This window comes from Cyclobacterium sp. 10D3-21, assembly GCF_055809755.1.
Window position 1 is genome coordinate 652,452 of record NZ_CM147924.1, and the last position, 24,358, is coordinate 676,809.

Consider the following 24,358-nt stretch of genomic DNA (forward strand, 5'->3'; position numbering starts at 1 on the left):
CTTTTCCCAGCCCGTCTGATTTTTACTCAGGGGATTGATGCAATCGCAAAAAAAAAAGGTAACGTATGCCGCGACACGTTACCTTCATTGTTTAATCAAAATCCAATTTATTGTCTATTGAAGTACAAGGTCTCCATTGACTATTTGCTCCAATACCATAGGGTCGTTTAATTCTTGAATGCTGCCAATGATATGGTCTGGTGAATAGGCGTAAGAATCAAGGTCATCAATTTTGGTTGAACCAGTAAGTGTCAGTACAGTTTTGAATCCCATTTGAACTCCTCCCAGTATATCTGTTTCCATTGTATCCCCGATCATGATTGTGTTGGCAGAACGTGTTCCCAATTCTGCTTTGGCGATTCTCATCATTACAGGGTTGGGTTTGCCAGCACTAAAGGCTTTTCTTCCTGTAGCCATTTCAATCATTGAAACAAATGCGCCACAACCTGAACGAATAGAGTTATTGGAACTTGGGCAATAAGCATCAAGGTTGGTAGCAATAAGTTTTGCGCCGTTCATTACCATGTTTATTGCTTTGTCCACAGATTCTAGCATAATGGTTCTTCCTTCTCCGATGACTACATAATCCGGTGCGTCATCTACTATAGAGTATCCGTTTTGGTGCAATGCTGTCAATAAACCCCCTTCTCCAATTACATAAGCTGTTCCATTAGGCTTTTGAGCGGCAAGGTACCTGGCAGTGGCTATGGCGCAGGTGAAAATGTGTTTTTCCTCAACACCAATTCCCATCCTGCTTAATTTTGCTACCACGTCTCGGCAGTTTCTTTGGCTGTTATTGGTGAGGAATCTAAACGGGTAGTCTTCTTCCAATAATTTTTGGATAAAGTCCTTTGCGCCAGGTATCAATTCCCCTCCCCGGTAGATGACACCGTCCATGTCAATTAAAAATCCTGTTTCTCTCATAATGGTAGTTGTTGTGGTGTATTTTACAATATGTAATCAATAACAAAGGTTGAATAAAAATATATAAAAATCAAACAAATACCTTCATAAATATAAAAACAGCAAAAAAGACTAAATTTCTTTAATAAATGCTAAAAGTGAATATCGTGTATTTGGCTTAAAATTTCCAGTTTAAATGTGCTGCTTTAAATCCATTTAAAGCTCGCTTTTAATAGTTTTCAATTATTGGCTATTTTGAAGGTCCATAATTATTGAATAGGTTAATAAAACTATTAAAAAATAAAAAAAATGAAAAAAATAATTATAAACTTGTCAATATTGTAATTTTATATTCTTTTTATTAACTTTGAAATATCAAACAAAGACAAACGGTCTTTGGTCAATAAGAAGCTTGCTTTTTTTGGCGATTTATACTGTAGGATGATGAAACTGGCAGACATGCCCTCCTGTCTCGGGGGTGGAGGTACCGGAAAAAAGCAAATATCGAGCTCATATTTTGCCTAACCGCTCCGTGGAGGTTCAACTCCTTCTCCTACAGCAGGTTATTTTGGGTTTATTGTTAATTGACTAAAGCTATGAGATTTTGTTTCATGGCTTTTTTTTATGCTTGACTGAAAAAACTACTTTTTTGAGGGCAATACTATCAGGGAATGATTTGTGTCTGGCCTGAGGGGTATCAATCAATATTGTATAACTCTAATTAGTGGCGAAATTTATATTGGCTTGATTACATTGCTATTACCTGGTCCAAGTCTCCATGGCAAAAGATCCTTTCCCCATTTTCGTTTTATTTATTTTATTGGTATTTTTCAATTTGTATACTAAAGGAGAGACTTCTTTGATGCCTGTTTGGCTACGTTGATTAAAGGTTTGGCCTTAATCCCCGATTAAACCATAAATAACATGAGAAATAGGAGAAAAAACATTTTGAAAAAGTGTGTTTATAGTATTTCTCCTTTTTTTACTTTGCTACTAATTGGGCTTCTCCCACAAGAGAATTTGGAGAGCCAAGGCCTAGGGAAGATGTCTCAAGTAGAAATTTTTGAAGGGCTACCTGAATCCAAGGAATCAACTTATCCCATAGTGAATCCTGATTCTCTTGTTTTTACTGCCAAAGGACTTGCAAACGAGGGCCTTTTAATGAATCTCTTTAAAGGGGATTTTGTAAACATCCCCATCGATAGGGATGCACAGTTGTTCGCCTTGCTTTACAGTACGTATCTCAACAGCTATGCGCGGAAATGTGGGGTTTTTTTGCCATCCAATAAGGTAGAAATAACCCGTGAAGAATGTGCCACTGAAGAAGTGACCACAGATGGCTTTGGCATGGAGGTAAGTAGGAATTGCGTTCGATGGGTGACGGTGGGCACTGGGCTATATGCCAAACCTGAGCTGTACAATGGGAAATTAGCCTTGGAAAAAATTCAATCCGCAGATGCATTCAGAAATATTTTCGGTATGATAAATCAGGACAATGGGCTGGAAGGAATGATGGACAAGGTTGGTGATGCCCAGGCGATAGTTCAAGATGTGAATGAATTATTGGTCTTGAATGAATGCAATAGTTCAGGGTTAATGCGGTTTGAAGAGAATCTAAAACTTTTTGCGCTTAACAAACAGCCCGTTAGGCTTACAAGCTCTGCTACTGAGCAAGCCACTATTTCGTCGGGCAAATCAACTGGTTTTAAGGACCAAAACTATCAGCGATTGATAAATGATTTGATTGGTGATCATTCTCAAGGTTGGGTATTGAATAAATATGAAAAAGGGAGTGTCTCTAATACCTCCGTAACTTCCAGAGACGAAAGTGGAAGACCTGTCATAATAAAAGCCAATTATATTTTTTCGGGTTTCTCAGGTAGAAGCAAAGGATCGGTGACCTTAACGTTTACCAATGGGCTACCAGAATGCATGTATTTCTATGACTTCCCAAGTACTTGCAGAACTCCCAACAGAAGGATAGTAGCGGCATATGACAATTATAGCTATGCCCAATAAGGAACCTTATTCAGTCATGGGTGTAAGCCTGGTCCCGCAACGTCTGCAAAACACCGCATCCAAACTGTGAGTTTTTAAATTGCAGGCCTTACATGTTTTTATATTGGGGTGGGCTTTGATCTCTTCAGCATTTCTAGCGGAAACCAATTCAGAAGTGACGATTCCAGTGGGTACTGCGATAATCGCATAACCTATCAGCATAATGATGGAGGCCATAAATTGGCCAAAATCTGTAGCAGGAGCAATGTCTCCATAGCCTACAGTAGTAAGTGTGACGATGGCCCAATACATCGATCTGGGAATGGAGGTGAAGCCACTTTCAGGGCCTTCAATGATGTACATCACCGATCCCATTACCAATACAATGGTCAAAACAGATCCTACGAAAATCTGAATTTTAGCCTTACTGTGTTTAAGTGCTTCTGTTAATCTGGAAGCTTCTTTGATGTATTCGGGTAATTTAAGAATTCGTAATATCCTTAAGAACCGCAGTGCTCTTATGACTGTCAGGTATTGGGTTTGTAATAAAAATAGACTCAAGTAGGTAGGGAGTATGGCGAGCAAATCCACGATCCCATAAAAGCTAAAAACATATCCGGTTTTATTATTACCCAACCAGATTCGAAGAAAATATTCTACCGTAAAAATAAGTGTAAAACACCATTCCAGCCAATACAATACTTTGCCGTAATTGTCACGAATGTCTTGAACGGAATCTAAAATGACGATTACAACACTTAGTAATATCAAAACCAATAGAACCAGATCAAATGCTTTGGAAGCACGATCATCCGATTCATATACAATATGTGCCAGTCTTTTTTTTGAAGGTAATGAGATCATAAAATGTTGGCTTGTCCGCAATTACATAAAAAGCGATGTATTATTGGTGTTTCTTTTTTCTGAGAACAGTAAATTTACAACTAATCTATTTAAAATAGGGAAATGTAACCGGATATCCTATAAAGAGGGGCTACCAGCCTCCTCCGCCACCTCCTCCGCCTCCTCCTCCGGAACCGCCGCCACCGCCACTGCCCGAAGAACCTCCCGGAGGGCTGGACGAATTGGCAAGGGCCGAACCAAAGGAGCTGCTCAAATTATCAGAAAACCCGACGAGTGATCCTGCGGTAAAAGCTGAGCCAGCGTACCACATCGGATGATAGGAAGAGCTTTTGTTATAATCTTCTCCCAATGATTCCAAATTTCTCTCAAATGCTTTTCCCCAAGCTTCTCCTACTTCCAATGCGATAGCAAATGGTAGGAATTTTTCAAAAACGGCTGGAGTGATGCCAGGAGGATTATACGTTTCTAACAAAGGTTTTTCAGCGGCATTAAGGTACATTCTGAAACCTTCTATTTCATCCATTATTTTTCTACCTTTTAAAGTGGGCGCGTTCATCAATTGAATAAAAATTGCATTGGCAAGGCCTACCAAAAGAAAAACGAAGAGGAAGCCAAAGGGTGGACTGAGATTAAAATGATAAACAATGTAAGCTGGTATCCCAAGAATGATAATCAAAAATATACCCTCAACTAAGAGTGTGCTCCTTTTTACATGGCCTTTGTCCTGATAATCCAGGAAGGTATCAAAGATTTTACCCAGTAAAATTATTAGGAAGAAACAAATTACCATTCCCAGAATGAGCATTGTTTTTTCAGCGTCTAGTAAATTGGGAAAGGTATATTTAATTGCAAGCACCAAGCTTATAACAGAAATTATAAATCCCGGCAATACCCACAGGTAATTGTTTTTAAAATGCGAACCATGCAATTTGGCATACAAATCCTTTTGTAGACCACGCATAGCCCCTCCGATTTTCTGGTGTTCCTTTTGTTCCAGGCTAATTTCTTCAAGTCCAGCAGGGAAGAGTTCATCCATTACTACTTGGTAACCTGAGTTTGGCGATTTATTATTCCCTGCCATTTTTTCCAAGGTATATTTTTTCTTCTTTCCTTCTATGATCTTGATCCAGCCTTTGGTGGCCATTTCTACAACAGCAGCAACATAGGTTTGGGTATCAAAACGCATTTTGTACAAGTATCGCATAGCAGCAGCATCTATTCCTTCAGGGGGATCAAACAGGGGGTAAATGCCACCTTTATGTGGATCACGGCCAACCCTGTTCCATGCATAAAAAAAATAAGTCAATGCAATTATGAATCCAATGGTTAGACAGAATATGCCAGCGTTGTCCCTGAAAAAAGCCTTGGTTTTTTCCGCTTGGGTAGGCGGGGGAATTATCCCTTTTTGCCAGGAAGCCGCAAGGGTAAGGCCTTCTCCGGGCATTAAAGTCCGATCAACCTTTACAAATAAGGAGCTTTCTGATTCCTTTTTTATCGTGCAGTCGCAATCGGTTTTGCCTGATTTCCCTGAATAAGCTGCATACTGTCCCATAATTCCACCCGGAGGAAGTTTGATTCGTGCACTTGCTTCAAGAATTTTGAAACTCCATTCAGTCCCTATGGCATTCCAATAAAGCTCGTCGAAGTCTTCGAAAAAGCCGATCTGTCGATTTGTCTCGTAAGCAAGCGAATAAGCATAAATACCAGGCTCCAAAATAGTGTTCTCATCACCAATTCTAATGATCTCATAGTCTCCTTGCCGGATCACTTTATAAGGCTCATCTATACCGTTTTTCTTTACTCCCAGTACTTTGAATCCTACAATCACCTGATTGTTATTCCTGTCGCGGTACCTTACAGGGAAACTTCTGAAAACCCCTCTACTAATATCATGGCCCAAACTTCTGACTTTGATGTCTTCTGTTACGTTCAAAGAACCATCGAGCTGTACTGCTATCTCACTGTGGTAATTGAGGATTACCTCTTCATTTTGTGCGAGTACGCATAAACTGCTGGAGAGTAGGATTAGGACCAGGCCTAAATAAAACCGATGCATCTTATTCAAAATTTAATTCAGGAAGCATCCGATCAGCTTCATCAGAAATTGTGAAAAATTCTAGTTTGTTGAAACCAAAAGCTTTGGCTACAATATTGGAGGGGATAGATTCAACTTTTGTATTTAATTCTCTTACTGTTCCATTGTAATACCTTCTGGATTTTTGAAGGTAATTCTCAATCTCAGAGAGTTGCTGCTGCAGCTTCAGAAAATTTTTATCTGCTTTAAGTTCCGGATAAGCTTCCGCTACGACCATTAGCTTTTTTAAAGATTTACCTAGATCTGTCGCAGTTTTTGAGGTTTCTGGCATGGATTGATGCGCTCCGGTTTTGCTTCTAAGCGCAGTTAATTCTTCCAGCAACTGCTTTTCATGTTTGGCATAACCTTTCACAGTGGTGACGAGGTTAGGCACCAAATCCGCTCTTCTCTTTAGCTGTACATCTATTCCACTCCAGCCTTCTTTGGCATTGTTTCGTAGGCGAACGAGCTTGTTGTATGTCAACATTATAAAGGCGAGCAAAAGGCCAATTGCCACTATGGCTATTGTCATAATTTCATAGATTATCTTGAATATAAGTTCAATGGAAATAGTTAGATTAAATTACTTATAATTTACCAATTCTTTCAGTTTATGGATTAAAATAGTGAAGCTTAGGAAGTTTATCAGTTAAGATCAAGCCTGTTTCACCAGCATTTACCTAGAACTTGAACTATTTCTATCAATTATTTAATCAAAAATAGGGGGGGACAATCCACTCCCCTGGACCTCAATAAAAACCAATCTTTTGGCTGTATTAGGTTGATTTATTGGATGGTTAAAGGTAAAGTCATGAGGGTATAGGCTTTTAAGGTGGCTTCACCACCTCCTTATAGTCAATATATATACGAAGCGAGATATGTGATTTTATATGGGTATTTGAGTTGAAATGGTTGTGTTTGCAATTTGCTGTCACCCAAAACAAAGCTTCTTAATAGAGGAGTTTTAAAGCATCCTATTTTTTTATCAAGGACCCTTTGGATGATTTTTTAGGGATATTGAGCTTTTAATAAGAAGAATGGTTAAATTTGTTAAACTAATTTTTACCTAAATCCAATCGCAATATGGACTTAAGAATATTCAAACAGCTAAGAGCAAATTATGAAAAATTTATTGCAAACGCAGAAAAAGCAATAAACGAGGACAAAGCAAAAGACCAGACCCGTTCTATTTTTTTTGATCGGAAGACCATTGAAGAATTGTTGGCCAAAACTGATAAAGAGAATGGTGGGTTGAAAATTTACTTGGGAATGTATGACAAGGAAACTGTAAGTGTAAGAGGGGAAAAAGAAGACAGTGAAGATTATATAGGGAAATTAACCCTAATCTTAGCAGCTTCTAATGATAATTCCAGTACTACAGATGATTCCTGGATTATGAACGGAGGGAAAATTTGCCCACCGAACTGTAATTAGTAGATTTAGTAAACAATGACAGTACCGCCATGACTTTTTACGCTTACATTTCTTGTATTGTAGTTGGGCTATTGCTGTCATTGTTTTTTTTCTTTTTTAAGAGAAAGTACCATTTGCATGGAAAGTCCCATGATTTTATATTTTTCATAATCTCTTATGTGTTGAGTTTTGAACTTTACGCACTGATTTTGGTGGAGAATGGTGAAAAAAATGTGCTTGTTTACAATATATTCTTTGTTTTTGGGGAAACGATATTGATCTTAATTTACTTGGGTTCCTTGATAGAAGCCAAAAGAATCAAAAGAAACGTCATTTATTTTATTGTCTTTTTCATCGTTTGGGCGGCAATAAATACGCTCTTTATTCAATCTCCGACACAGGTGTTTCAACAGTACACCCATTTGTTGGGGAGTTTGGGAGTGGTTCTCTTTAGCTGTTACTTGATGTTTTCTTTATTTATGTCAGACAAAGATGGTAATGTATCATTGCTGAGTGTTCCTCATTTTTGGAACATTGCCGCAATTTTGTTTTTCTACTCTGGGAGTTTTTTATACTTTGCCTCCTTGAATGTAACCTGGGGGTTGGATGATTATTACCTAACAATTTTGGCTTCTTTGAATCGGTTTTTTGCAGCGACATTGTATCTAATTTTCGGATTTTCTTTTTATTCACCACTGATCTTTTCTCCAAAAAGTGATTGAAGACAAATCCTTACAAACATTTTTTGCTATAATAACGGGGGTGGTTATTATGGTTATTATGGCTGCATTTATTATTGCCATTGTCATTGTACATCGGCAAAGACAAATAAGGAACAGGCATAAAATACAAATTATCAAAGCTGATTTCAAAAACACCATTTTGAATGCAGAAAAGGAAATTAGAGAACATACCCTTCATTATGTCAGTCAGGAGTTGCATGATAATATTGGGCAGTTACTGTCCCTTACCAAATTGGTGCTAAATAATTCAGATCCGGCCTCTGTTTTTGAAGGGAAAAAATTAATCAATCAAATCATAAAAGAGGTTCGTAGCTTGTCCCGGTCTATCAATAAAGATTATATCAATGATGTTCAGTTTGAAAGCTTTTTGGAAGAAGAGCTAGGGAAAGTTCAAAAAAGCGGATTTTGTGAAGTATCCTATGTGAATGAAGGTGAGTCAATAGATTTTGTGGAAGGGGATAAAAAACTGGTGCTTATCCGTTTGGTTCAGGAATGCTTAAACAACGCCATAAAACATGCCTCCCCGACTTTGATCTCGATCGAATTGAAGAACCTGGGGGATAAATTATTACTATGCATTAAGGACAATGGTGAAGGATTTGATATGACCAAAGTGTCCCAAGGATTGGGGCTGAGGAATATAAATTCGAGAGTCGAGGCTATTGGTGGTAAGGTGCAGATTGATTCAGAATTAGGGAAGGGTACCCGAATAGAAATTGAGTTGGAAAATGACAAACAAGACTAAGATATTATTAGCAGACGATCATAAGTTATTTGCGGCAGGAATAGAAAAATTACTTTCCAATGAACCAGATTTTAGTGTAGAAAAAGTCGTCCATAATGGCAAGGAGGCATTGGCGGCTTTGGAAGAAGATAAGATGGATTTGGTCATTACGGACATGAATATGCCAGGTCTTAATGGCCTGGACATTCTTCAGTATATCAAAAAGAAGAGGTGGAAAGTGAAAACCATAGTTCTTTCCATGTATGATGATGAGGAGATTTTTAAGAAATGTATCAAGCAAGGCGTAAATGCATATGTGCTTAAAAATGCCGACCCTGAGGAGTTGATTTATACCATTCGTGAGGTCATGGAAGACCGGTATTTGGTAAATTTTGACCATGTTTTAAACCAGGCTGAGGAAGGGGATGAGTTTGAACAATACGATCATTTTAAAGCCGTCTTTAAACTCTCCAAAAGAGAAATGGAGATTTTAAGATGGATTGTAAAAGGTAAAACCAACAAGGAAATAGCCGAGCAATTGTATCTTAGTATTTTTACAGTAGAGACACATCGCAAACATTTGCATCAAAAATTAAATGTTTCTTCAGTCACAGAGCTCGTAAAAAAAGCCCTGGATATGGGCTTGTAAAGTTATTAAAGAATAAATAGGAGAATGATTAACCCGAACCAGAAAATTGTTCATCTTTTGCCTGGTACGGGTTATTTATTGCAATTGCATTGAAAGCCTTTTTTCAAGACTTGAATTTAGCGATAGGCGTAATCCCACCCTTGGTGGTTTGGCCCAAATTGACCAGTATCTCGGCGTCTAAGGGAACAAAGACATCCACCCTTGATCCAAACTTTATAAACCCAAACTCATAACCCTGAGCCATAGGGTCACCTTCTTTTACATACCATTTGATTCTTCTTGCCATTGCGCCGGCAATTTGACGCATCATTAGCTGAACGCCATTCGCATGCTCTATTACTAGAGATGTTCGCTCATTTTCAAGGCTGGATTTTGGATGCCAGGCAACAAGGTATTTCCCAGGATGGTATTTAAAGTATTTTAGAATGCCGGTAATGGGCGATCGGTTAACATGTACGTTTATAGGAGACATGAATATGGATATCTGAATTCTTTCCTCTTTAAGGTATTCTTCTTCCATGGTTCTTTCTATCACTACTACTTTACCGTCAGCAGGCGCATAGATCAATTCAGGCTTGTCTGGGATTGGTATGGCGGGGTTCCGGAAAAATTGTAGTACAGTTAAGTAAAGCACGATGCTTCCAATTAGGACCAGGTTAATAACCAACTCCTGTACAGGGATTAAATAATTGATAGCAATATTGATTCCTGCCAAAATAATTAACATCCAAAATAATAGCGATCGTCCTTCTTTATGAATGGTCATAATGGTTTAGCATTTAGTTTCTCTTCCTTCATTAAAACAGATTTCAAGAGACAACATCCCTTGGAATTCCTTTGAGGGTACAATAATAGGATTTTTTAGAGTAATTATTAAAATATTTTCAAAAACGCTACAATAAAAGGAGTAGAAAGTAAAAGGCCATCAAACCTATCCATAAAGCCTCCATGACCTGGTAGACCTTTTCCTGAGTCTTTTATTGCGATGCTTCTTTTGAAAAGGGACTCTATGAGGTCACCATAAGTACCGGCAATAATTATGATGGTCATAATGCAAAACCACTGCCATTCAGGCAATACTGTGAAATTTTTTGAAATGAAATAAGTGACAATGATTGCGGAAAAGGCTCCTCCGAGACTTCCTTCCCAAGATTTTTTTGGAGAGACTCTTTCAAATAGCTTTGTTTTACCAAATTTGGTCCCTGCAAAGTAGGCACCCGAATCACTCGCCCATAACATCAACAAAGAACCGATGATAATTTCGAAATGAAAGGTATTGTCAACAGAAAAGGCCGCCACTGTCAGCAATGAAAAGGGAATGGCCACGTAAATAATGCCCAGTAAGGTATAGGCAATCCCTGTAAATGGCTTTTTGTCCGTTTTCTTGTAAAGCTTGATGAAAAAGATCATGGAGACGAGCGGGAAGACCAAGAAATAATAGGCCATAGGGATGACTTTCATTTCTTCTAAAAACGTAAATGTAAAGACCAAAAGACCAATAAATGTCCCAAAGCTTTTCAGCGGAAGCATGCCATCCAACCCACAAAGTTTGTAAAACTCCATTTGGGTAAATGCCAGGATAACAGCAAATACTATAAAATAAGACCACTCACTAAATACAGTACTGGCGATGATAATTATTGTCCCTAATATGGCGGTTATTACCCTTTGGGCCAGGTTACTATAGTTACTTATACTAAAACGAGATTTCATTTTCAACTATTTTTAATGCCCTCTGGGCTTCCTCCCCTAGAACCATCACTTCAATGTTTCCATGGATCTTATATACAGGGTCCTTCTTGTTAACAATGACCGCAGTAATACCATTTTCTTCAAGTACTCCCTTTACAATTTCTGCCCTAATAGGAGTGCTGGACTCAAATATTTTTTGCCAATTACTCATACACCTGATTTTTAGTTGATTTAATAAACCAATTCCAACAAAAAAGAAATATTACAAGACCTACAATGACATATTGCCAGTACAGTTGATCAGCCTCCTCCATGTCAAACTCCATCAAGCCTAGTTTGTTAAAATAGACCAAGGTTACGGTTAAGGTATTGTTTAAGATATGTGCCACCATAGGATAAAGTAAGGATCCAGAATACAGGTACAAATAACCAAACAATGCCCCAAGCATTAGTCTGGGGAGAAAACCATAAAATTGAAAATGAATGGCCGAGAAAATAAATGCAGTAATCCATACCCCCCAATGCGCGTTTCCTGTGTATTGGTGCATTTTAGGCTGTACTATTCCTCTGAATAGATATTCCTCGCCAATCCCGGCTAATACCCCTATCACCAATACTCCCAATAGAAACTCACCAATACTGTCGAAATCAGTAAGGTATTTTGTCAATTCCATTAATTGATCCTCTTTTGCTCTAAAGGATGCTTCAAGCCCACTTAGTGCTTCAGGAAAATCGAAATTCATATTAAGATAGACCAATAGTGAGTTGAAAAGGACAAAACCAATAAGCAAAGGGAGTACGATCCATAGGTTCTCAAATTGCTTTGGGTCCAGCTGTTTATCCAATCGTAAGGTTTTCCTGTCTACAAATCGAATGAAAATCCAGCCTCCGACAAAAAAACCAAGTCCTCCCCCTAAACCCTGAATGAAAAGAAAAGCCAGTCTGGCATTTGGATGGTCAAGTGAAGCACTGAGAAGATAAGGGAGTTGATCAAAGGAGATACCAAAGACGAATGGCAATAAACCTAAGGCTGCTGTTTGCAGAATGGCAAGGGTTCCAAATACGATTAATACCAAAACGGTAAATGAAAGCAACCAATGTTGGTTGTTCGTTTGTCCTGGTCGATTTTCATATATTTCCATATAAAGAGTAAATTTACAGTAAATAGTGTGCACCACAAGATACTTTTGTTTTTTGGAAATAAATTAATTTGAATAAAATGAAGTACAACGAGGGCGATGTTATTGATATTCAACTAGAAACAGCCGTTTCTCCCAACATAAATAAGCCTGTGATTTTAGTTGGCGCTTTTCTGGATGTGGGTATTTTTGCCTTTTTACTTAATAGACCTGATCTTTATTTGATTTAATAAACCAATACCAGCAAAAAAGAAATAGCATTAGACCCCCAAAAACATATTGCCAATTGAATGTATCAACTACCTCCATGTTGAATTCCAACAACCCTAGTTTATTGAAATAAATCAAAGTAACCATCATGGTATTGTTCAAGACATGGGCTACCATAGGATAAAGAATAGATCCAGAATAGAGGTACAAATATCCAAACAAAGCTCCAAGCATTAGTCTGGGGAGAAAACCATAAAATTGAAAATGAATGGCTGAGAAAATAAAAGCAGTAATCCATACCCCCCAATGTGCATTTCCGGTGTATTGGTGCATTTTGGGCTGCACTATTCCTCTGAATAAATACTCTTCGCCAATTCCAGCTAATACCCCAATCACCAATACTCCCAATAGAAATTCACCAATACTGTCGAATTCAGTAGGGTATTTTGTCAATTCCATCAATTGATCCTCTTTTGCTCTAAGAGATGTCTCCAGTCCCCTTAGAACTTCAGGAAAATCAAAATTCATATTAAGATAAATCAATAGTGAGTTGAAAAGGACGAACCCTATAAGGATGGGGAGCACAATCCAAAGACTCTCAAATTGCTGAGGTGTCAACTGCTTGTCCAATCGGAAGGTTTTTCTGTCTACAAAACGGATGAAAATCCAGCCTCCGACAAAAAAAGCAAAACCTCCGCCTAGGCCCTTAACAAAAAGAAAAGCCAATCGAGCATTTTGGTGATCAAGTGTTGCATCGAGAAGATAAGGGAGTTGCTCAATGGAGATACCAAAGACGAAAGGCAATAGAGCCAAGGCTGCTGTTTGCAGGATGGATAGGGTTCCAAATACGATTAAAACCAAAACGGTAAATGAAAGTAACCAATGTTGCTTGTTCATTTGTCCTGGTCGATTTTCATAAATTTCCATTTAAAGAGTAAATTTACAGTAAATAGTGTGTGGGAGAAGATTCTTTTCGTTTTCGGAAATAAAATAATTTGCTCAAAATGAAAGACAATGATGGCAATGTTATTGATATTCAACTAAAAACAGTCATTTTTGCAAAAAAAATAAATTAGCGTGTGATTAAAATTGGGGATTTAAATTTAGGGGAGTTTCCGTTGCTATTGGCTCCTATGGAGGATGTTAGTGACCCGCCATTTAGAGCAGTATGCAAAACGAATGGTGCGGATTTGATGTATACCGAATTCATTAGCTCCGAAGGCTTGATCAGGGATGCAGCCAAATCTGTTCAAAAATTAGATATATATGATTATGAACGGCCAGTAGGCATTCAGATTTTTGGCAATGAAATATCCTCCATGCGTGAGGCCGCTGCTATTGTAGAGGAAGCAGGCCCTGATATTCTGGATATCAACTATGGGTGCCCGGTAAGTAAAGTGGCATGCAAAGGTGCGGGGGCCGGTATTTTGTTGGACATAGACAAGATGGTGGCCATGACAGCCGAAATCGTGAAAGCGGTGAAAATACCTGTGACGGTGAAGACCAGGCTCGGATGGGATGAGAATACCATAAGGATCAATGAAGTGACAGAACGTTTGCAGGATGTCGGCATTCAGGCGATCAGCATACATGCCCGAACGAGGAAGCAAATGTATAAGGGGGAGGCCGACTGGTCTTACCTGGCGGAAATTAAGAAAAACAGCAGAATAAAAATTCCAGTTTTTGGCAATGGAGACATAGACAGTCCTCAAAAAGCCAAAGCGTACAAAGAAAAGTACGGTGTAGATGGGCTGATGATAGGAAGAGCAGCCATTGGGTATCCATGGATCTTCAATGAGATCAAGCATTTTATGGCTACCGGGAATATGTTGGAAGCGCCAGACATGGTAGAGCGGGTGAAAGTAGCCAGAAAGCATCTGGATTTTTCCATAGAATGGAAAGGTGAAAAATTGGGCGTTCTGGAGATGAGAAGGCATTATACCAATTATTTTAGAGGGATACCTCATTTCAAACCTTACCGTACTGCCTTGGTGACTACAGACGATTATGCCGAAGTCAATGAGATCTTGGAGGATATTTCCAGGGTGTTTGCAGATGAAGTGCTTTGAAATATTTCTTGCTAAAAGGGAGCATTAGCGATTCCAAACAATAAGAGAAGTGCCTGAAGCAATAAAGAATCAAAATCAAAATACAAAGCATTGGGCAATGTTGCTTTTGCTGGCTTTGGTTTGGGGAAGTTCATTTATTCTCATCAAGAAGGCTTTGATTGTTTTTTCTCCAGGGGAGGTAGGTGCTTTTAGAATCGTTACTGCTTCCTTGGTCTTATTGCCATTGGGTATTCCGAAAGTGAAACAGCTCAATAAAAAACAATTAGGCTACCTGTTATTTATAGGCTTTTTAGGGAGCTTTATTCCTGCTTTTTTATTTGCTATAGCACAAACCCAACTTTCAAGCTCACTGGCTGGGGTGATCAATGCACTGACGCCCTTGATGGTGGGTTTAATAGGGGCATTGCTTTTTAATGTCAAGATTTCCAAACGAAACGGAATAGGGTTGGTCATTGCGCTTTTAGGCGTGTGCATTTTGGTGTTGGCGGGGAATTCTGGGGAAATAAATGTCTTTTCCGGGCTTAACCTCTATGGCCTTTTGATCGTCCTGGCTTCCATTTGTTATGGCTTCAATGTCAATATCATCAAGTATAAAATCAAGGAGATACAACCAACTGCGATCACGGCCATATCCTTGATGATGGTTTTGCCCATTGCTTCCATTTACCTGTTTGGCTTCACGCATTTTTCGTTTAAGTTGCTGTATGTGGATGGCGCTTATCAGGCAGCTGCTTATATTACTTTCCTTGGGACCATTGGGACAGCCGCAGCATTGATTCTGTTTAATTCAATTGTAAAGCTGGTAACGCCGGTTTTTGCCAGTTCAGTAACCTATATTATTCCAATAGTTGCTATCTTTTGGGGAGTTTTGGATGGAGAAGCTTTGTTTCCCTTTCATTATTTGGGCATATTTGCTGTAGTTGTGGGGGTGTGGATCGGAAATCGAAAAGCAAAACCCGCTGAATGATAAGAAGGATAGCGTGAATTTATTTTTGAAGTTTTAACTAATTTTTGTTTTCATAGCGAGATGCCATGTTCGATAATTTCTTAAACCTAGACATTGACCCAGCCTTAAGGAACAGGATTCTGCAAACGGTGCTGATTGGGTTCATCATGTGGCTGATCAATAAGATCTCCCTTAAATTGATATACAGGGGGGATGCTGTGGAGCTAAGAAGGCAATACCATTACCGAAAGTTTATTGAATACGCTTCATTTATTATTGGTATTCTAATCATAGGAAACCTGTGGATTGGGAATTTTCACTCCATTACTACCTTTCTTGGGTTATTGTCTGCTGGTATAGCCATTGCCTTAAAAGACATTTTTGTAAACATTGCTGGCTGGGCATTTATTTACCTGCGCAAACCTTTTGATGTAGGGGACAGAATTCAGATTGGAGAGGTGCAGGGAGATGTTATTGATCTTCGGCTTTTTCAGTTTTCATTGCTTGAGATTGGGAATTGGGTAGATGCCGATCAGAGTACAGGTCGTGTCATTCATGTGCCCAACGGGAAGGTCTTTATGGATGCTCAGGCGAACTATTCTACAGGGTTTAATTATATCTGGAATGAGCAAAGGATTTACATCACACTTAGGAGTGATTTTAAAAAAGCCAAGGACATTTTACTTGATATCCTTAACGAGCACCTTCATGAGGACCTGAAAAAGGCAGAAAAGGTTTTCAAAAAAGCCAAACAAGAGCATTTGATTGTCTACAAACAATTTACCCCAATGATTTTCACGAAAATCACCGAAAGAGGCGTACAACTTTCTATGCGCTACCTCTGTGATCCCAAAAAACGAAGGATGTTTGAGCACGCGATTACAGAAAGTATTTTGGAGCGGTTGGGTCCAGAGGACAATATCCGACTTGCCTATCCTACTTCCACTATTTTAATGCACCAAGACAAGGTCCATCCAGAAACCAACCCGAAAAGGTAAAAAGGTATTCGAAGAATGTGTAAAGGGGGCGTTAGCTAGTTAAGGTGCGTCGGGCTTCTTTGAGCATGTGGCATAGCAACATTCCTTCTTGGGAGGTATTCATTTTAACTGAATAATTGCCTATTGTATTCTAAGGTTTTTCAATTTTGGAGATGGTGCTTATGCTTCGAAAGCTTTGGAGTAAATTCCTTCAAAATACAACGATAAAGTCAATGGTCATGGGTTTTAACCCCATAGCCGTCAGGCTAAGTGTGTAAACGTTTGATTTTGAGATAGTTTATCTTTTTTCTTTTCAAGAATAAATTCCATGGGGGCTATTTTCAACACCCTAATAAGGATTTTTTCCATCTGAACGGGATCTTTCAGTGCCATTCTGAGTCTTTGAGCAATCCGGGTTGCATATTTGTAAAACTTCCAGACACTGCAGAGTATTCTTTCCCTTTTGTAGATCTCATTTCCCATCCATTTAACCCACATTGCAGCTTTTGGTCGTTAAATTAGAAATTTCAGTTTATTTTCTGTTTTTAATCTGCAAATTATTCGTACCCCCCTACGATCAAATTTTTTTACGCTCTCCACGGGACCTTCATTTGGTTTGTAGTACACAGAGGGTATTGGATTTGGGATCTAAAGATCAGTACTTTACGGGATGTATTTCAAGTTCTCTTTACGAAAACACCCCCAATCAGGAAAGCTATGCGGTTACTACCGTCTGGTGGAGAGTTACCGTAATGCGGACAACAGGATATGCCACCGTACCATTCTGAATGTAGGATTCATTGAGGACACCACCCCAGAGCAGCTCAATAAGATCCAGAAGCACCTTACCGATAAATATGAGCAAAAGACATCTCTATTTGATCAGGAAGAAGATCCTGAGGTCAAACGATATGTTGAAGATTTTTGGCAGCGTATCCTATTATCAAAAAAGCTGGACATCAAGTCAGCAGAGAAACTGTCGCGCATGGTCAACATGGACACACTTCAGCACAGCAATGCAAGGGAGATCGGAGCGGAGAACATAGCTTATCAGACATGGGAGAAGCTGAACCTAACGCCGTTGCTGCTTTCGGTCGGCTTCAGCCCCGAACAGGCCAAGCTTGCGGCCACACAGGTTGTAAGCCGTGCGGTATACCCGGCCTCAGAGCTGAAAACCGTGCGCTGGATAAAGGAAAACTCTGCGGTGTGCGAACTTACCGGGTACGAGGCAGACAAAGTGACAAAAGACAGGCTTTACAAAAGTGCCCTTGACTTGTACAAGGCCAAGGATTCAATCGAAAAGCACCTGTCCAGACGTACCAACGAGCTGTTTGACCTGGAGGATAAGATCATTCTTTACGACCTGACCAACACCTATTTTGAGGGAGAAAAGCGGAACAGCCAACTCGCAAAATTCGGAAGGAGCAAGGAAAAGAGAAACGACGCAAAGCTCATTGTGCTCGCCCTGGTGGTCAACGTGGAAGGCTTCATAAAATATTCCTCCATTCTGGAAGGAAACATTGCCGACTGCAATACCCTATCGGCAATGATCGAGAAACTCGCGTCCCATACCTGCCGTGGTCCTGCAGTAGTGGTACTTGATGCCGGCATCGCCACAGAGGAAAACCTCAGACTTATCGAAAGTAAAGGGTACCGATATCTCTGTGTAAGCCGTACCCGGCTGAAAGATTACAGCTATGTTCCCGGAAGGCTTACCACCTTGCTGGATACAAAATCAAAGCAGACCATCAGACTCAGATCAGTCAATACAGAAAAAAACACCGATTATTACCTTGAGGTCAAAAGCCCTTCCAAGGAAAAAAAAGAGGAAGGGATGAAGCTCCAGTTTGAAAATAGGTTTGAGCAGGAACTCCAAAAGATACACAACGCACTGCACAGCAAGGGAGGAACCAAGAAAGCTGACAAAGTCCACCAGCGTATAGGCAGGGCCAAAGAAAAATACCCGTCTGTCCAGCGTTATTATGACATTACCGTAAGCAGTGATGCGAAAACAGGTCTGGCCACAGAAATCACATGGAAAAAAGACCCGGACAGGCATCAGGAAAAAAATGAAAGCCTAGGCGTCTATTTTCTCCGGACCAACCTGAATGTACAGGAAGAGTATGTGGTCTGGAATATTTATAATACCATCAGAGAGATAGAAAACGCATTCCGTACCCTGAAAACCGACCTGGACCTAAGGCCTATCTACCACAAAAACGACGACGCCACCATGGCACACCTCCATCTGGGGATATTGGCTTACTGGCTGGTCAATACGGTAAGGCATCAGTTAAAACACAATGGCATAAAAAACTGCTGGGGAGAAATTGTCAGAATAGGCAATACCCAGAAGGTAATCACTACTTCGGGGACCAACACATACAACAAAACCATCACCACCCGAAAATGCACAGCACCCAACAAAAATCTAAAGCAGATCTACGATATCCTCCAAACCAAATACCAGCCATTTACCAAACGAAAATCCGTAGTACACAAAACGGAAATCGAAAAAATTGAAAGACCTGAAAAACAGATACTTCTGAGCGGTTAGCTGCAATGTGGGTTAAAGATCCTCCAGTTTAGGAGCAGCCAGATCAGTTTGCTATACAATTGACACTCAAAACGTTCTATTTTCATTTCCTTGATCTGGTCTATTTTCGCCTGAGATTTCCAGACCTTGAAGAGGAGTTCCAGCTGCCATCTTAGTGTATAAACTTCCCGTACTTTTTCTGTATCCAGGTCCTTTTTGTCCACATTGGTGATGAAGAAATTGAGCCTACTCTTTGCCCTGTACTCTTGGGACACCTTGTACTTGTAGTGCTTACCCTTTTCTGTTGCCTTTCTTATCCTCTTTTCATAGGTTGCATTATCGACAGGCATGATGACAAGCCGGCAGGGAAGTTTGGCTTTTTTACCCACCAACACGTTCAGTTCCATGTGTGATAAATTGCGTTTTTTCATTATCGCATATAAATTCTTGAAATCCATTTGTTCGCACCCGTCTTCGGCGGTATATACTACAGTCTTGGCGGGAAGTCTGTTGAGGAAAAAGGCCCCTCCCTCGGCAATTTTTTCTAGGTAAGGGAGGCTACAATAGCCAAGATCCCTGATGAAAAGGTCGTTCTCGCGGATGTCATTAGTAAAATCTCTGGAATCCGACAGGTCGTTTTTAAGCCCGTCGGTCAGCCTGAGATCCATTGTTTCTCCGCTGAGCATGTCATATTCGTACTGGACGCTGATCAGGGACTCGCAATTGTCGGACTTGCCCCCGTTGCCACCGCCCCCGTGTCCCTTGTATTTATGGGTAAAGGCTTTTGGAAGAGGAAACTTCGTTGAATCTTTTATCCTCACCCTGTTGAAACGGGAAAGCAACCCCCAAAAATCTTTACAAGTATTAAATTCGGCGGAAAGTAGCCGGTCTAGTATCCGGCGGAAGAAAAGTACGGCTCGGTCATTGAACCTGTCATCAATTGCCTGTTTTGTGATCCCCAGCTCGTATTCCTCCATAAGATCCGAACACACATCCATGAGGCTGAAAGATTTTCCTAAATGATGGGAAAACATCAGGCTCTCGAAAAACAGGTGGGGCTTAAGTTTGGATTTTCTTTTGGAAAAACCTGTTTCCTTGGCAAGGCAGTCAATAATATCCGGGTTGAAAGATAAATTAAATTTTTCCGCTAAAACTCTAAATTTTACTGGTAATTTTCTTTGATTTTTGGTCTTTTAGATGGAAATTATATGTATATTTAACTAGAAAAAACAGGGGGGTCAGTGGGGATTGCATTTTCTGAATTAATAAAAAAAATACCAATTGACATGAAAAAAAGGAACAAAGATCCCAAGGGGGATCTACGTTTTTATTTAATTAACTCATTGTCAATGATTTAACCCGTTAACTTGACGGCTATGGGGTTTCACCCACGGCTATTGTAGTTTTGGCCCTTCAGGCCAATGTGCTTTTTATTTTGTGCAAGCCCGATATCTATCATCACTCGTAATCAAATTGAAAAAATGAATGGTAAAACTTAAAAGGCTATTGGCCAATATGCTTTTCCCTAAAAAAGCTGAACCTGCAATGATTTACATAGCAATCAATGTCATTGCATAGGGATGAAACCTTTAGAATAAGGAATATCCAAAGGCCTTAGCTACAATAGGGTAGCTAGAAAAAACGAAGAAGCCTGAAGGGCTTCAATAACAATAACCACGGGTGAAACCTGTGGAAAAGAAGAATGTATACACCCTGATTTTGGCGGTATTGTTGCTTTTTTTCTGCAACAATGCTGACAAAATCAACCTACGGTAACGATTTAAAATTGATAACCAAATGAAAAGTAAGGCAGGTATTCTTCATCATTAAAGCCAACGGAGAAAGTAGCTACCAATTGATTCAGTGGCGCTAGCCAAATTCCTGCGCCAGTAGTATTGTGCCATTTATTTGATTCCTCATTTGCCACCCATACCCGACCGACATCATTGAAAGCCAAAACGCCGACATTGGCAGGAAGCACATAGGTCTTTAGGTTAAACAACCGGATTCTGACTTCTGTATTATTGTACGCCACGGCATCCCCATTAAACCTAAACCTTCTAAATCCTCGAAGATTATTTAGCCCACCTAGCGTTTGTGCCTGGAAGAATTCATAATTGCCCCAGTTTTTGCCCGCTCCAAATTTTGACGCCCAAACTAATCTGGACGGATAGCGGAAGGACCAATACATCGCCAGTTCGGCATTTGCACTGGTGAAGTTCCTGGAGTAATCATTCAAGCCCCATTCTCTTTTTGTGTCAGCTTCGAAATATACCCCTCTTGTAGGCATTTGCTTTTGATCCCTAGTATCAAAAACCACCTTAGCAGATAGACCGCTGTAAAATTTGGCTCGATCCAGACGTATTTGATCCAAACCGCTTTCAGGAGAGGTAATGAATTTCCCGGCATTGTCATCCGGGTCAAATCGGAATACCTGAAAATTCGGCCCAATGGTTAGACTTCCACTTCCTCCTAATTTAGCTTGCAATCCACTGTATGCTTCATACATATTAAACCTGGACCTGTAGTACACTATATCCCTGTTCTCTGGATTGAATTCAGTATTGTTCCCAACACCAAAATAATTAAAAGAATAATGGGGGGCCCGAACGTCTGCCTCCCATACAAGGTCTAATTTGCCTAAAACATCGACAGCATGGCCCTCGTACTCGATATTAAAAGCATTGGTTCTAATGGCATACTTGCCCATAATGGATTGGCGAATGGCAAAGGGCTCCTTTTTAAAACCTTGTTTTTCCCACAAAACACCTGCCCCTAGGAATATACCATCGTCCCGGTTAAAGGCTAGCGTTGCCAATGGCATGACCTTGTCATACTTGTATTCTGTCCTATTATAGCTTAAAGGAGACCGGGAGCGTTTGATTTTAGTGCTTCCCCCAGATTCAACAGCTGTTTGTTCCTTCCGGTTTTGATAGATTAGGGTGTTTATCTTATCCGTTTTCCCCTTATCGGCTACGATTTTCTCCCCATGCCCAGGAATCACCCTAACTTTGATCGTACCAGGTCCTTCTCCATTAAACTCGAATGTATCATCCCCCTCCATTCCATATAGCCGAATCTCCTGTGTTTCTGAAGGAAGAAAGGTACGATGGTAAAGCTCCTGTTCAAGATCACCGGACTTATCGATTTTTCTAACTTTTACCTCCACCCTTCCATCGGCCTGGTATACTATTTTGAAAAACTCATTTTTATCAGTTCCCGTAACATTAACAGCCTTGGATAGGAACAAATAATATTCAAGCATTTGTTGCTTCAACCAGGTCCTTCGCTGTTGAAGCTTGGCTTTTATTTCCAGACCATCTTTCGTAGCAACAGCATCTGGCCAATCTTGAAAAGCTCCTTCAATTGCCTGATCGGTCATTTTTGCAATCTCCTTGTCCAGGATTTTTTCCCAATCTTCCCGATCCAATTCATTGATAAAACTTCGGTCAAAGTACCTGCCGTTAAACATAAACCCAGCAACAAAGCGAGGTGCATCATAATCAAAGCCCTGAAACTTAGGGATCAACCATTTCCGGCTGCCAATCTTTGGAATAAGCCCCTCATTCACAAAAAAGGCCTGGTCTCGATCTCTTGGCATAGGGGTAAAATCCCAACCTTTTTTCTTCTTTTCGCCTACCCATCTCCACTGGTCATCATGCCTATCCCAGTCACCTATCCAAAGGTCAAATATCCTTGCTTTTAATACCTCCTTTTGCTTTACCTGATGATCATTGTCTCCATGAATTTTGTCAAGCATCTTTGATGTGCTGAAGAATTTAATATCCTCTGGCGCTCCCTTCCAGGCAATCTCTCGTTCTTCAAACAAATACAATTCCTCTGCAAACTCTTCTCTATACACGCCAAGTAATGGATCGTCCGGCAAATAAACAACTTTCGGATTGGTGTGGACGATCCCTACTTCCTCAGCTAGCCGAGCTACGGCCAAAGCGCCATAAGGGTGACCGGAGGAGATCTGATCCTCTATGACCTCCTTGGCAATGGTTTGGCGCAAAGGAGGAGGAAGGGCCTTCGCAGGATATTTGTTTATGGACCTAAGTACATACTCCCTACCGTTTGGATCCTCCAATCTTAAGGATCGGGTTTGCATTCCTCCCCCCTTTTTGACAATGCGAAGTCCTCCCTTGGCTGAAGCCAGGTCAATGGTTTTAAAAGTCGCTGGAATCGCCCAGGATTCCCGGTAATTTTTGCCTAAAAACTTATAGTATCCTCTCCCATGAAGGTATTGCGTGGAAACGGGCCTGGTGAAGGTATCAGGTAAGGATCGGTCGAAAAATTCTAATTCTGAATCATTGTTGGCATAGGGTTTAACCAATTGTTTTTCATACAGCACTTCTTTTTTCAAGGGATCAAAAAAGGATACCTTAACTTCATGGTTTTCATAAAAGTCCAATACCGCATAGCCTTGCTTGGGATAGATAAAATCTGCCGCATTGTGCTTTTTAATCGTTGTGTGTTTTGCTCCAGCACCGCTTATTATATAATTCACATTGTCTTCTTGAGTAAAAGCCAATCCATGCTCATGACCAGCCACTTGAATCACATTTGGGTGGCGCTTAAATAGCTCATCAAACCCTTTAATCATTGCCTCATACCTAGGATGAACAAGGTCCTGAATATTCCCAAACCATGTTCGATAAAGAGGGAAAATGGAGCCAATAACTGGTAAGGGAATGTATAAATTGGGGGAAACATTGGTAAGGGGGAACAGGTGGTCCTTCCAGCTGTAGGCGCCGTGATGTGGCCCGTAGGACCGAAGTGGGTGGTGCATGGCCACCAATATTGTTTTATCCTTGTTTTCTTCCAGAACATACCGTGTGGCTTCCAAAATCTCATCTTCAGACTTGTATTCACAATCCGATTCTTCTCCAGGCTTGTCTTTAAGCTGAAGCCACCATTGACTATCCAAAAGGACAAGGACTGTCTCCGCATCTAGTGCTATTACGTTCGGGCCAGGACAGCCACCACTCGGCAACCACATTACCTTGTCTTCAGGGTAGTTTTCCACTACATATTTTTCAGCTCTAAGCACGCTATTCCAGCCATCAGCTTTGCCCTTTTTCCAATCATGATTCCCAGGAACCATCCAAATTTTACCATTAAGGTATTTGTAGAGGTCCATTTGCGTTTTAAGGATTAACTCTCCTTCGGCTCTGTTATCAGCATTAATTGCAGGCATCCCTAACGGATAAATATTGTCTCCCAGGTAAATAATATGCGCTGGGCTTTCTGGGTCAGCCTGAATTTTTTTACGGATGTCTTCGACCACAGGATGTTGTACATCATCAAGTTCCCCTGCGTCTCCAACCAAATAAACCCGGAATTTCCGAGGTGCCTCCTGAGCTTGTAGCAAAGAAGGAAGCCAACATAAAATCAGCAAGTAAAAAACTTTTAGCATAG

The 24,358-nt window shown here is 40.2% G+C and carries 21 protein-coding genes; 10 read left to right on the forward strand and 11 right to left on the reverse strand.

Features of this window, described 5'->3' with window-relative positions:
• Positions 1-114: 114 nt before the first annotated feature.
• Entirely contained in the window at positions 115-924 is an 810-nt protein-coding gene (locus tag AC0L7T_RS02850; protein WP_473340962.1) for an HAD-IIA family hydrolase, read from the reverse strand.
• A gap of 903 nt (positions 925-1,827) precedes the next feature.
• Between AC0L7T_RS02850 and AC0L7T_RS02855 the strand changes: the two genes are divergently transcribed.
• The gene (locus AC0L7T_RS02855) at positions 1,828-2,922 is read left to right on the forward strand and encodes a hypothetical protein (RefSeq protein ID WP_473340963.1); all 1,095 of its coding nucleotides are present in this window, start codon (positions 1,828-1,830) and stop codon (positions 2,920-2,922) included.
• Positions 2,923-2,928: 6 nt separating this feature from the next.
• On the opposite strand, the gene AC0L7T_RS02860 is transcribed toward AC0L7T_RS02855, so the two are convergent.
• The 3 genes from AC0L7T_RS02860 to AC0L7T_RS02870 form a co-directional block, all read right to left on the reverse strand.
• Complete coding sequence (locus AC0L7T_RS02860; protein ID WP_473340964.1) at positions 2,929-3,765, reverse strand: ion transporter; 837 nt, start codon at positions 3,763-3,765, stop codon at positions 2,929-2,931.
• A gap of 130 nt (positions 3,766-3,895) precedes the next feature.
• Positions 3,896-5,821: a DUF2207 domain-containing protein gene (locus AC0L7T_RS02865; RefSeq protein WP_473340965.1), complete on the reverse strand. Its 1,926-nt coding sequence runs from the start codon at positions 5,819-5,821 to the stop codon at positions 3,896-3,898.
• A 1-nt stretch (position 5,822) separates the two neighbouring features.
• On the reverse strand, positions 5,823-6,371 hold the full coding sequence (locus AC0L7T_RS02870; RefSeq protein WP_473340966.1) for a LemA family protein: 549 nt from the start codon (positions 6,369-6,371) through the stop codon (positions 5,823-5,825).
• A gap of 551 nt (positions 6,372-6,922) precedes the next feature.
• On the opposite strand from AC0L7T_RS02870, the gene AC0L7T_RS02875 reads away from it, so the two are divergent.
• From AC0L7T_RS02875 to AC0L7T_RS02890, 4 genes are all read left to right on the forward strand, one after another.
• On the forward strand, positions 6,923-7,273 hold the full coding sequence (locus tag AC0L7T_RS02875; RefSeq protein ID WP_473340967.1) for a hypothetical protein: 351 nt from the start codon (positions 6,923-6,925) through the stop codon (positions 7,271-7,273).
• Positions 7,274-7,434: 161 nt separating this feature from the next.
• The gene (locus tag AC0L7T_RS02880) at positions 7,435-7,974 is read left to right on the forward strand and encodes a hypothetical protein (RefSeq protein ID WP_473340968.1); all 540 of its coding nucleotides are present in this window, start codon (positions 7,435-7,437) and stop codon (positions 7,972-7,974) included.
• A 58-nt stretch (positions 7,975-8,032) separates the two neighbouring features.
• Positions 8,033-8,740 carry a sensor histidine kinase gene (locus tag AC0L7T_RS02885; RefSeq protein ID WP_473340969.1) on the forward strand — a complete coding sequence of 236 codons (708 nt, stop codon included), beginning with the start codon at positions 8,033-8,035 and terminating at the stop codon, positions 8,738-8,740.
• Positions 8,724-9,368, forward strand: a complete 645-nt coding sequence (locus tag AC0L7T_RS02890) for a response regulator transcription factor (protein WP_473340970.1) — start codon at positions 8,724-8,726, stop codon at positions 9,366-9,368. Before AC0L7T_RS02885 ends, AC0L7T_RS02890 begins: the two co-directional genes overlap by 17 nt.
• Before the next feature lie 103 nt (positions 9,369-9,471).
• On the opposite strand, the gene AC0L7T_RS02895 is transcribed toward AC0L7T_RS02890, so the two are convergent.
• From AC0L7T_RS02895 to AC0L7T_RS02910, 4 genes are all read right to left on the reverse strand, one after another.
• A complete protein-coding gene (locus AC0L7T_RS02895) occupies positions 9,472-10,134 on the reverse strand; it encodes a phosphatidylserine decarboxylase family protein (protein ID WP_473340971.1) in 663 nt (220 codons plus the stop codon).
• A 107-nt stretch (positions 10,135-10,241) separates the two neighbouring features.
• A complete protein-coding gene (locus AC0L7T_RS02900; RefSeq protein WP_473340972.1) occupies positions 10,242-11,081 on the reverse strand; it encodes a phosphatidate cytidylyltransferase in 840 nt (279 codons plus the stop codon).
• Positions 11,065-11,271, reverse strand: coding sequence for a putative signal transducing protein (locus AC0L7T_RS02905; protein WP_473340973.1), 207 nt, complete (start codon positions 11,269-11,271; stop codon positions 11,065-11,067). Before AC0L7T_RS02905 ends, AC0L7T_RS02900 begins: the two co-directional genes overlap by 17 nt.
• On the reverse strand, positions 11,264-12,202 hold the full coding sequence (locus AC0L7T_RS02910; RefSeq protein ID WP_473340974.1) for a lysostaphin resistance A-like protein: 939 nt from the start codon (positions 12,200-12,202) through the stop codon (positions 11,264-11,266). The genes AC0L7T_RS02905 and AC0L7T_RS02910 overlap by 8 nt, the downstream gene beginning before the upstream one ends.
• 77 nt (positions 12,203-12,279) lie before the next feature.
• Between AC0L7T_RS02910 and AC0L7T_RS02915 the strand changes: the two genes are divergently transcribed.
• The gene (locus tag AC0L7T_RS02915) at positions 12,280-12,429 is read left to right on the forward strand and encodes a hypothetical protein (RefSeq protein ID WP_473340975.1); all 150 of its coding nucleotides are present in this window, start codon (positions 12,280-12,282) and stop codon (positions 12,427-12,429) included.
• On the opposite strand, the gene AC0L7T_RS02920 is transcribed toward AC0L7T_RS02915, so the two are convergent.
• Complete coding sequence (locus AC0L7T_RS02920) at positions 12,401-13,336, reverse strand: lysostaphin resistance A-like protein (RefSeq protein WP_473340976.1); 936 nt, start codon at positions 13,334-13,336, stop codon at positions 12,401-12,403. The two genes, AC0L7T_RS02915 and AC0L7T_RS02920, sit on opposite strands and share 29 nt — an antisense overlap.
• A 152-nt stretch (positions 13,337-13,488) precedes the next feature.
• Between AC0L7T_RS02920 and dusB the strand changes: the two genes are divergently transcribed.
• The 4 genes from dusB (at position 13,489) to AC0L7T_RS02940 (ending at position 18,958) form a co-directional block, all read left to right on the forward strand.
• Complete coding sequence (dusB, locus tag AC0L7T_RS02925; protein WP_473340977.1) at positions 13,489-14,478, forward strand: tRNA dihydrouridine synthase DusB; 990 nt, start codon at positions 13,489-13,491, stop codon at positions 14,476-14,478.
• A gap of 97 nt (positions 14,479-14,575) precedes the next feature.
• Positions 14,576-15,445, forward strand: a complete 870-nt coding sequence (locus AC0L7T_RS02930) for a DMT family transporter (RefSeq protein ID WP_473343340.1) — start codon at positions 14,576-14,578, stop codon at positions 15,443-15,445.
• 65 nt (positions 15,446-15,510) lie between these two features.
• Entirely contained in the window at positions 15,511-16,422 is a 912-nt protein-coding gene (locus tag AC0L7T_RS02935) for a mechanosensitive ion channel family protein (RefSeq protein WP_473340978.1), read from the forward strand.
• Between the two features lie 649 nt (positions 16,423-17,071).
• On the forward strand, positions 17,072-18,958 hold the full coding sequence (locus tag AC0L7T_RS02940) for an IS1634 family transposase (RefSeq protein ID WP_473340023.1): 1,887 nt from the start codon (positions 17,072-17,074) through the stop codon (positions 18,956-18,958).
• Here AC0L7T_RS02940 and AC0L7T_RS02945 read toward each other — a convergent pair.
• Both AC0L7T_RS02945 and AC0L7T_RS02950 read right to left on the reverse strand, forming a co-directional pair.
• Positions 18,955-20,052 carry an IS4 family transposase gene (locus AC0L7T_RS02945; protein ID WP_473343341.1) on the reverse strand — a complete coding sequence of 366 codons (1,098 nt, stop codon included), beginning with the start codon at positions 20,050-20,052 and terminating at the stop codon, positions 18,955-18,957. The genes AC0L7T_RS02940 and AC0L7T_RS02945 overlap by 4 nt on opposite strands.
• Positions 20,053-20,717: 665 nt before the next feature.
• Positions 20,718-24,356: a BamA/TamA family outer membrane protein gene (locus AC0L7T_RS02950; RefSeq protein WP_473340979.1), complete on the reverse strand. Its 3,639-nt coding sequence runs from the start codon at positions 24,354-24,356 to the stop codon at positions 20,718-20,720.
• Positions 24,357-24,358 lie beyond the last annotated feature (2 nt).

Coding starts and splice junctions, on each gene's coding strand:
- AC0L7T_RS02865 (WP_473340965.1), bottom strand. CDS start 5,821: ATGCATCGGTTTTATTTAGGCCTGGTCCTAATCCTACTCTCCAGCAGT.
- AC0L7T_RS02935 (WP_473340978.1), top strand. CDS start 15,511: ATGTTCGATAATTTCTTAAACCTAGACATTGACCCAGCCTTAAGGAAC.
- AC0L7T_RS02940 (WP_473340023.1), top strand. CDS start 17,072: ATGTATTTCAAGTTCTCTTTACGAAAACACCCCCAATCAGGAAAGCTA.
- AC0L7T_RS02905 (WP_473340973.1), bottom strand. CDS start 11,271: ATGAGTAATTGGCAAAAAATATTTGAGTCCAGCACTCCTATTAGGGCA.
- AC0L7T_RS02915 (WP_473340975.1), top strand. CDS start 12,280: ATGAAGTACAACGAGGGCGATGTTATTGATATTCAACTAGAAACAGCC.
- AC0L7T_RS02850 (WP_473340962.1), bottom strand. CDS start 924: ATGAGAGAAACAGGATTTTTAATTGACATGGACGGTGTCATCTACCGG.
- AC0L7T_RS02900 (WP_473340972.1), bottom strand. CDS start 11,081: ATGAAATCTCGTTTTAGTATAAGTAACTATAGTAACCTGGCCCAAAGG.
- AC0L7T_RS02875 (WP_473340967.1), top strand. CDS start 6,923: ATGGACTTAAGAATATTCAAACAGCTAAGAGCAAATTATGAAAAATTT.
- AC0L7T_RS02855 (WP_473340963.1), top strand. CDS start 1,828: ATGAGAAATAGGAGAAAAAACATTTTGAAAAAGTGTGTTTATAGTATT.
- AC0L7T_RS02930 (WP_473343340.1), top strand. CDS start 14,576: ATGTTGCTTTTGCTGGCTTTGGTTTGGGGAAGTTCATTTATTCTCATC.
- AC0L7T_RS02910 (WP_473340974.1), bottom strand. CDS start 12,202: ATGGAAATATATGAAAATCGACCAGGACAAACGAACAACCAACATTGG.
- AC0L7T_RS02870 (WP_473340966.1), bottom strand. CDS start 6,371: ATGACAATAGCCATAGTGGCAATTGGCCTTTTGCTCGCCTTTATAATG.
- AC0L7T_RS02895 (WP_473340971.1), bottom strand. CDS start 10,134: ATGACCATTCATAAAGAAGGACGATCGCTATTATTTTGGATGTTAATT.
- AC0L7T_RS02890 (WP_473340970.1), top strand. CDS start 8,724: ATGACAAACAAGACTAAGATATTATTAGCAGACGATCATAAGTTATTT.
- AC0L7T_RS02885 (WP_473340969.1), top strand. CDS start 8,033: ATGGCTGCATTTATTATTGCCATTGTCATTGTACATCGGCAAAGACAA.
- AC0L7T_RS02950 (WP_473340979.1), bottom strand. CDS start 24,356: ATGCTAAAAGTTTTTTACTTGCTGATTTTATGTTGGCTTCCTTCTTTG.
- AC0L7T_RS02860 (WP_473340964.1), bottom strand. CDS start 3,765: ATGATCTCATTACCTTCAAAAAAAAGACTGGCACATATTGTATATGAA.
- AC0L7T_RS02920 (WP_473340976.1), bottom strand. CDS start 13,336: ATGGAAATTTATGAAAATCGACCAGGACAAATGAACAAGCAACATTGG.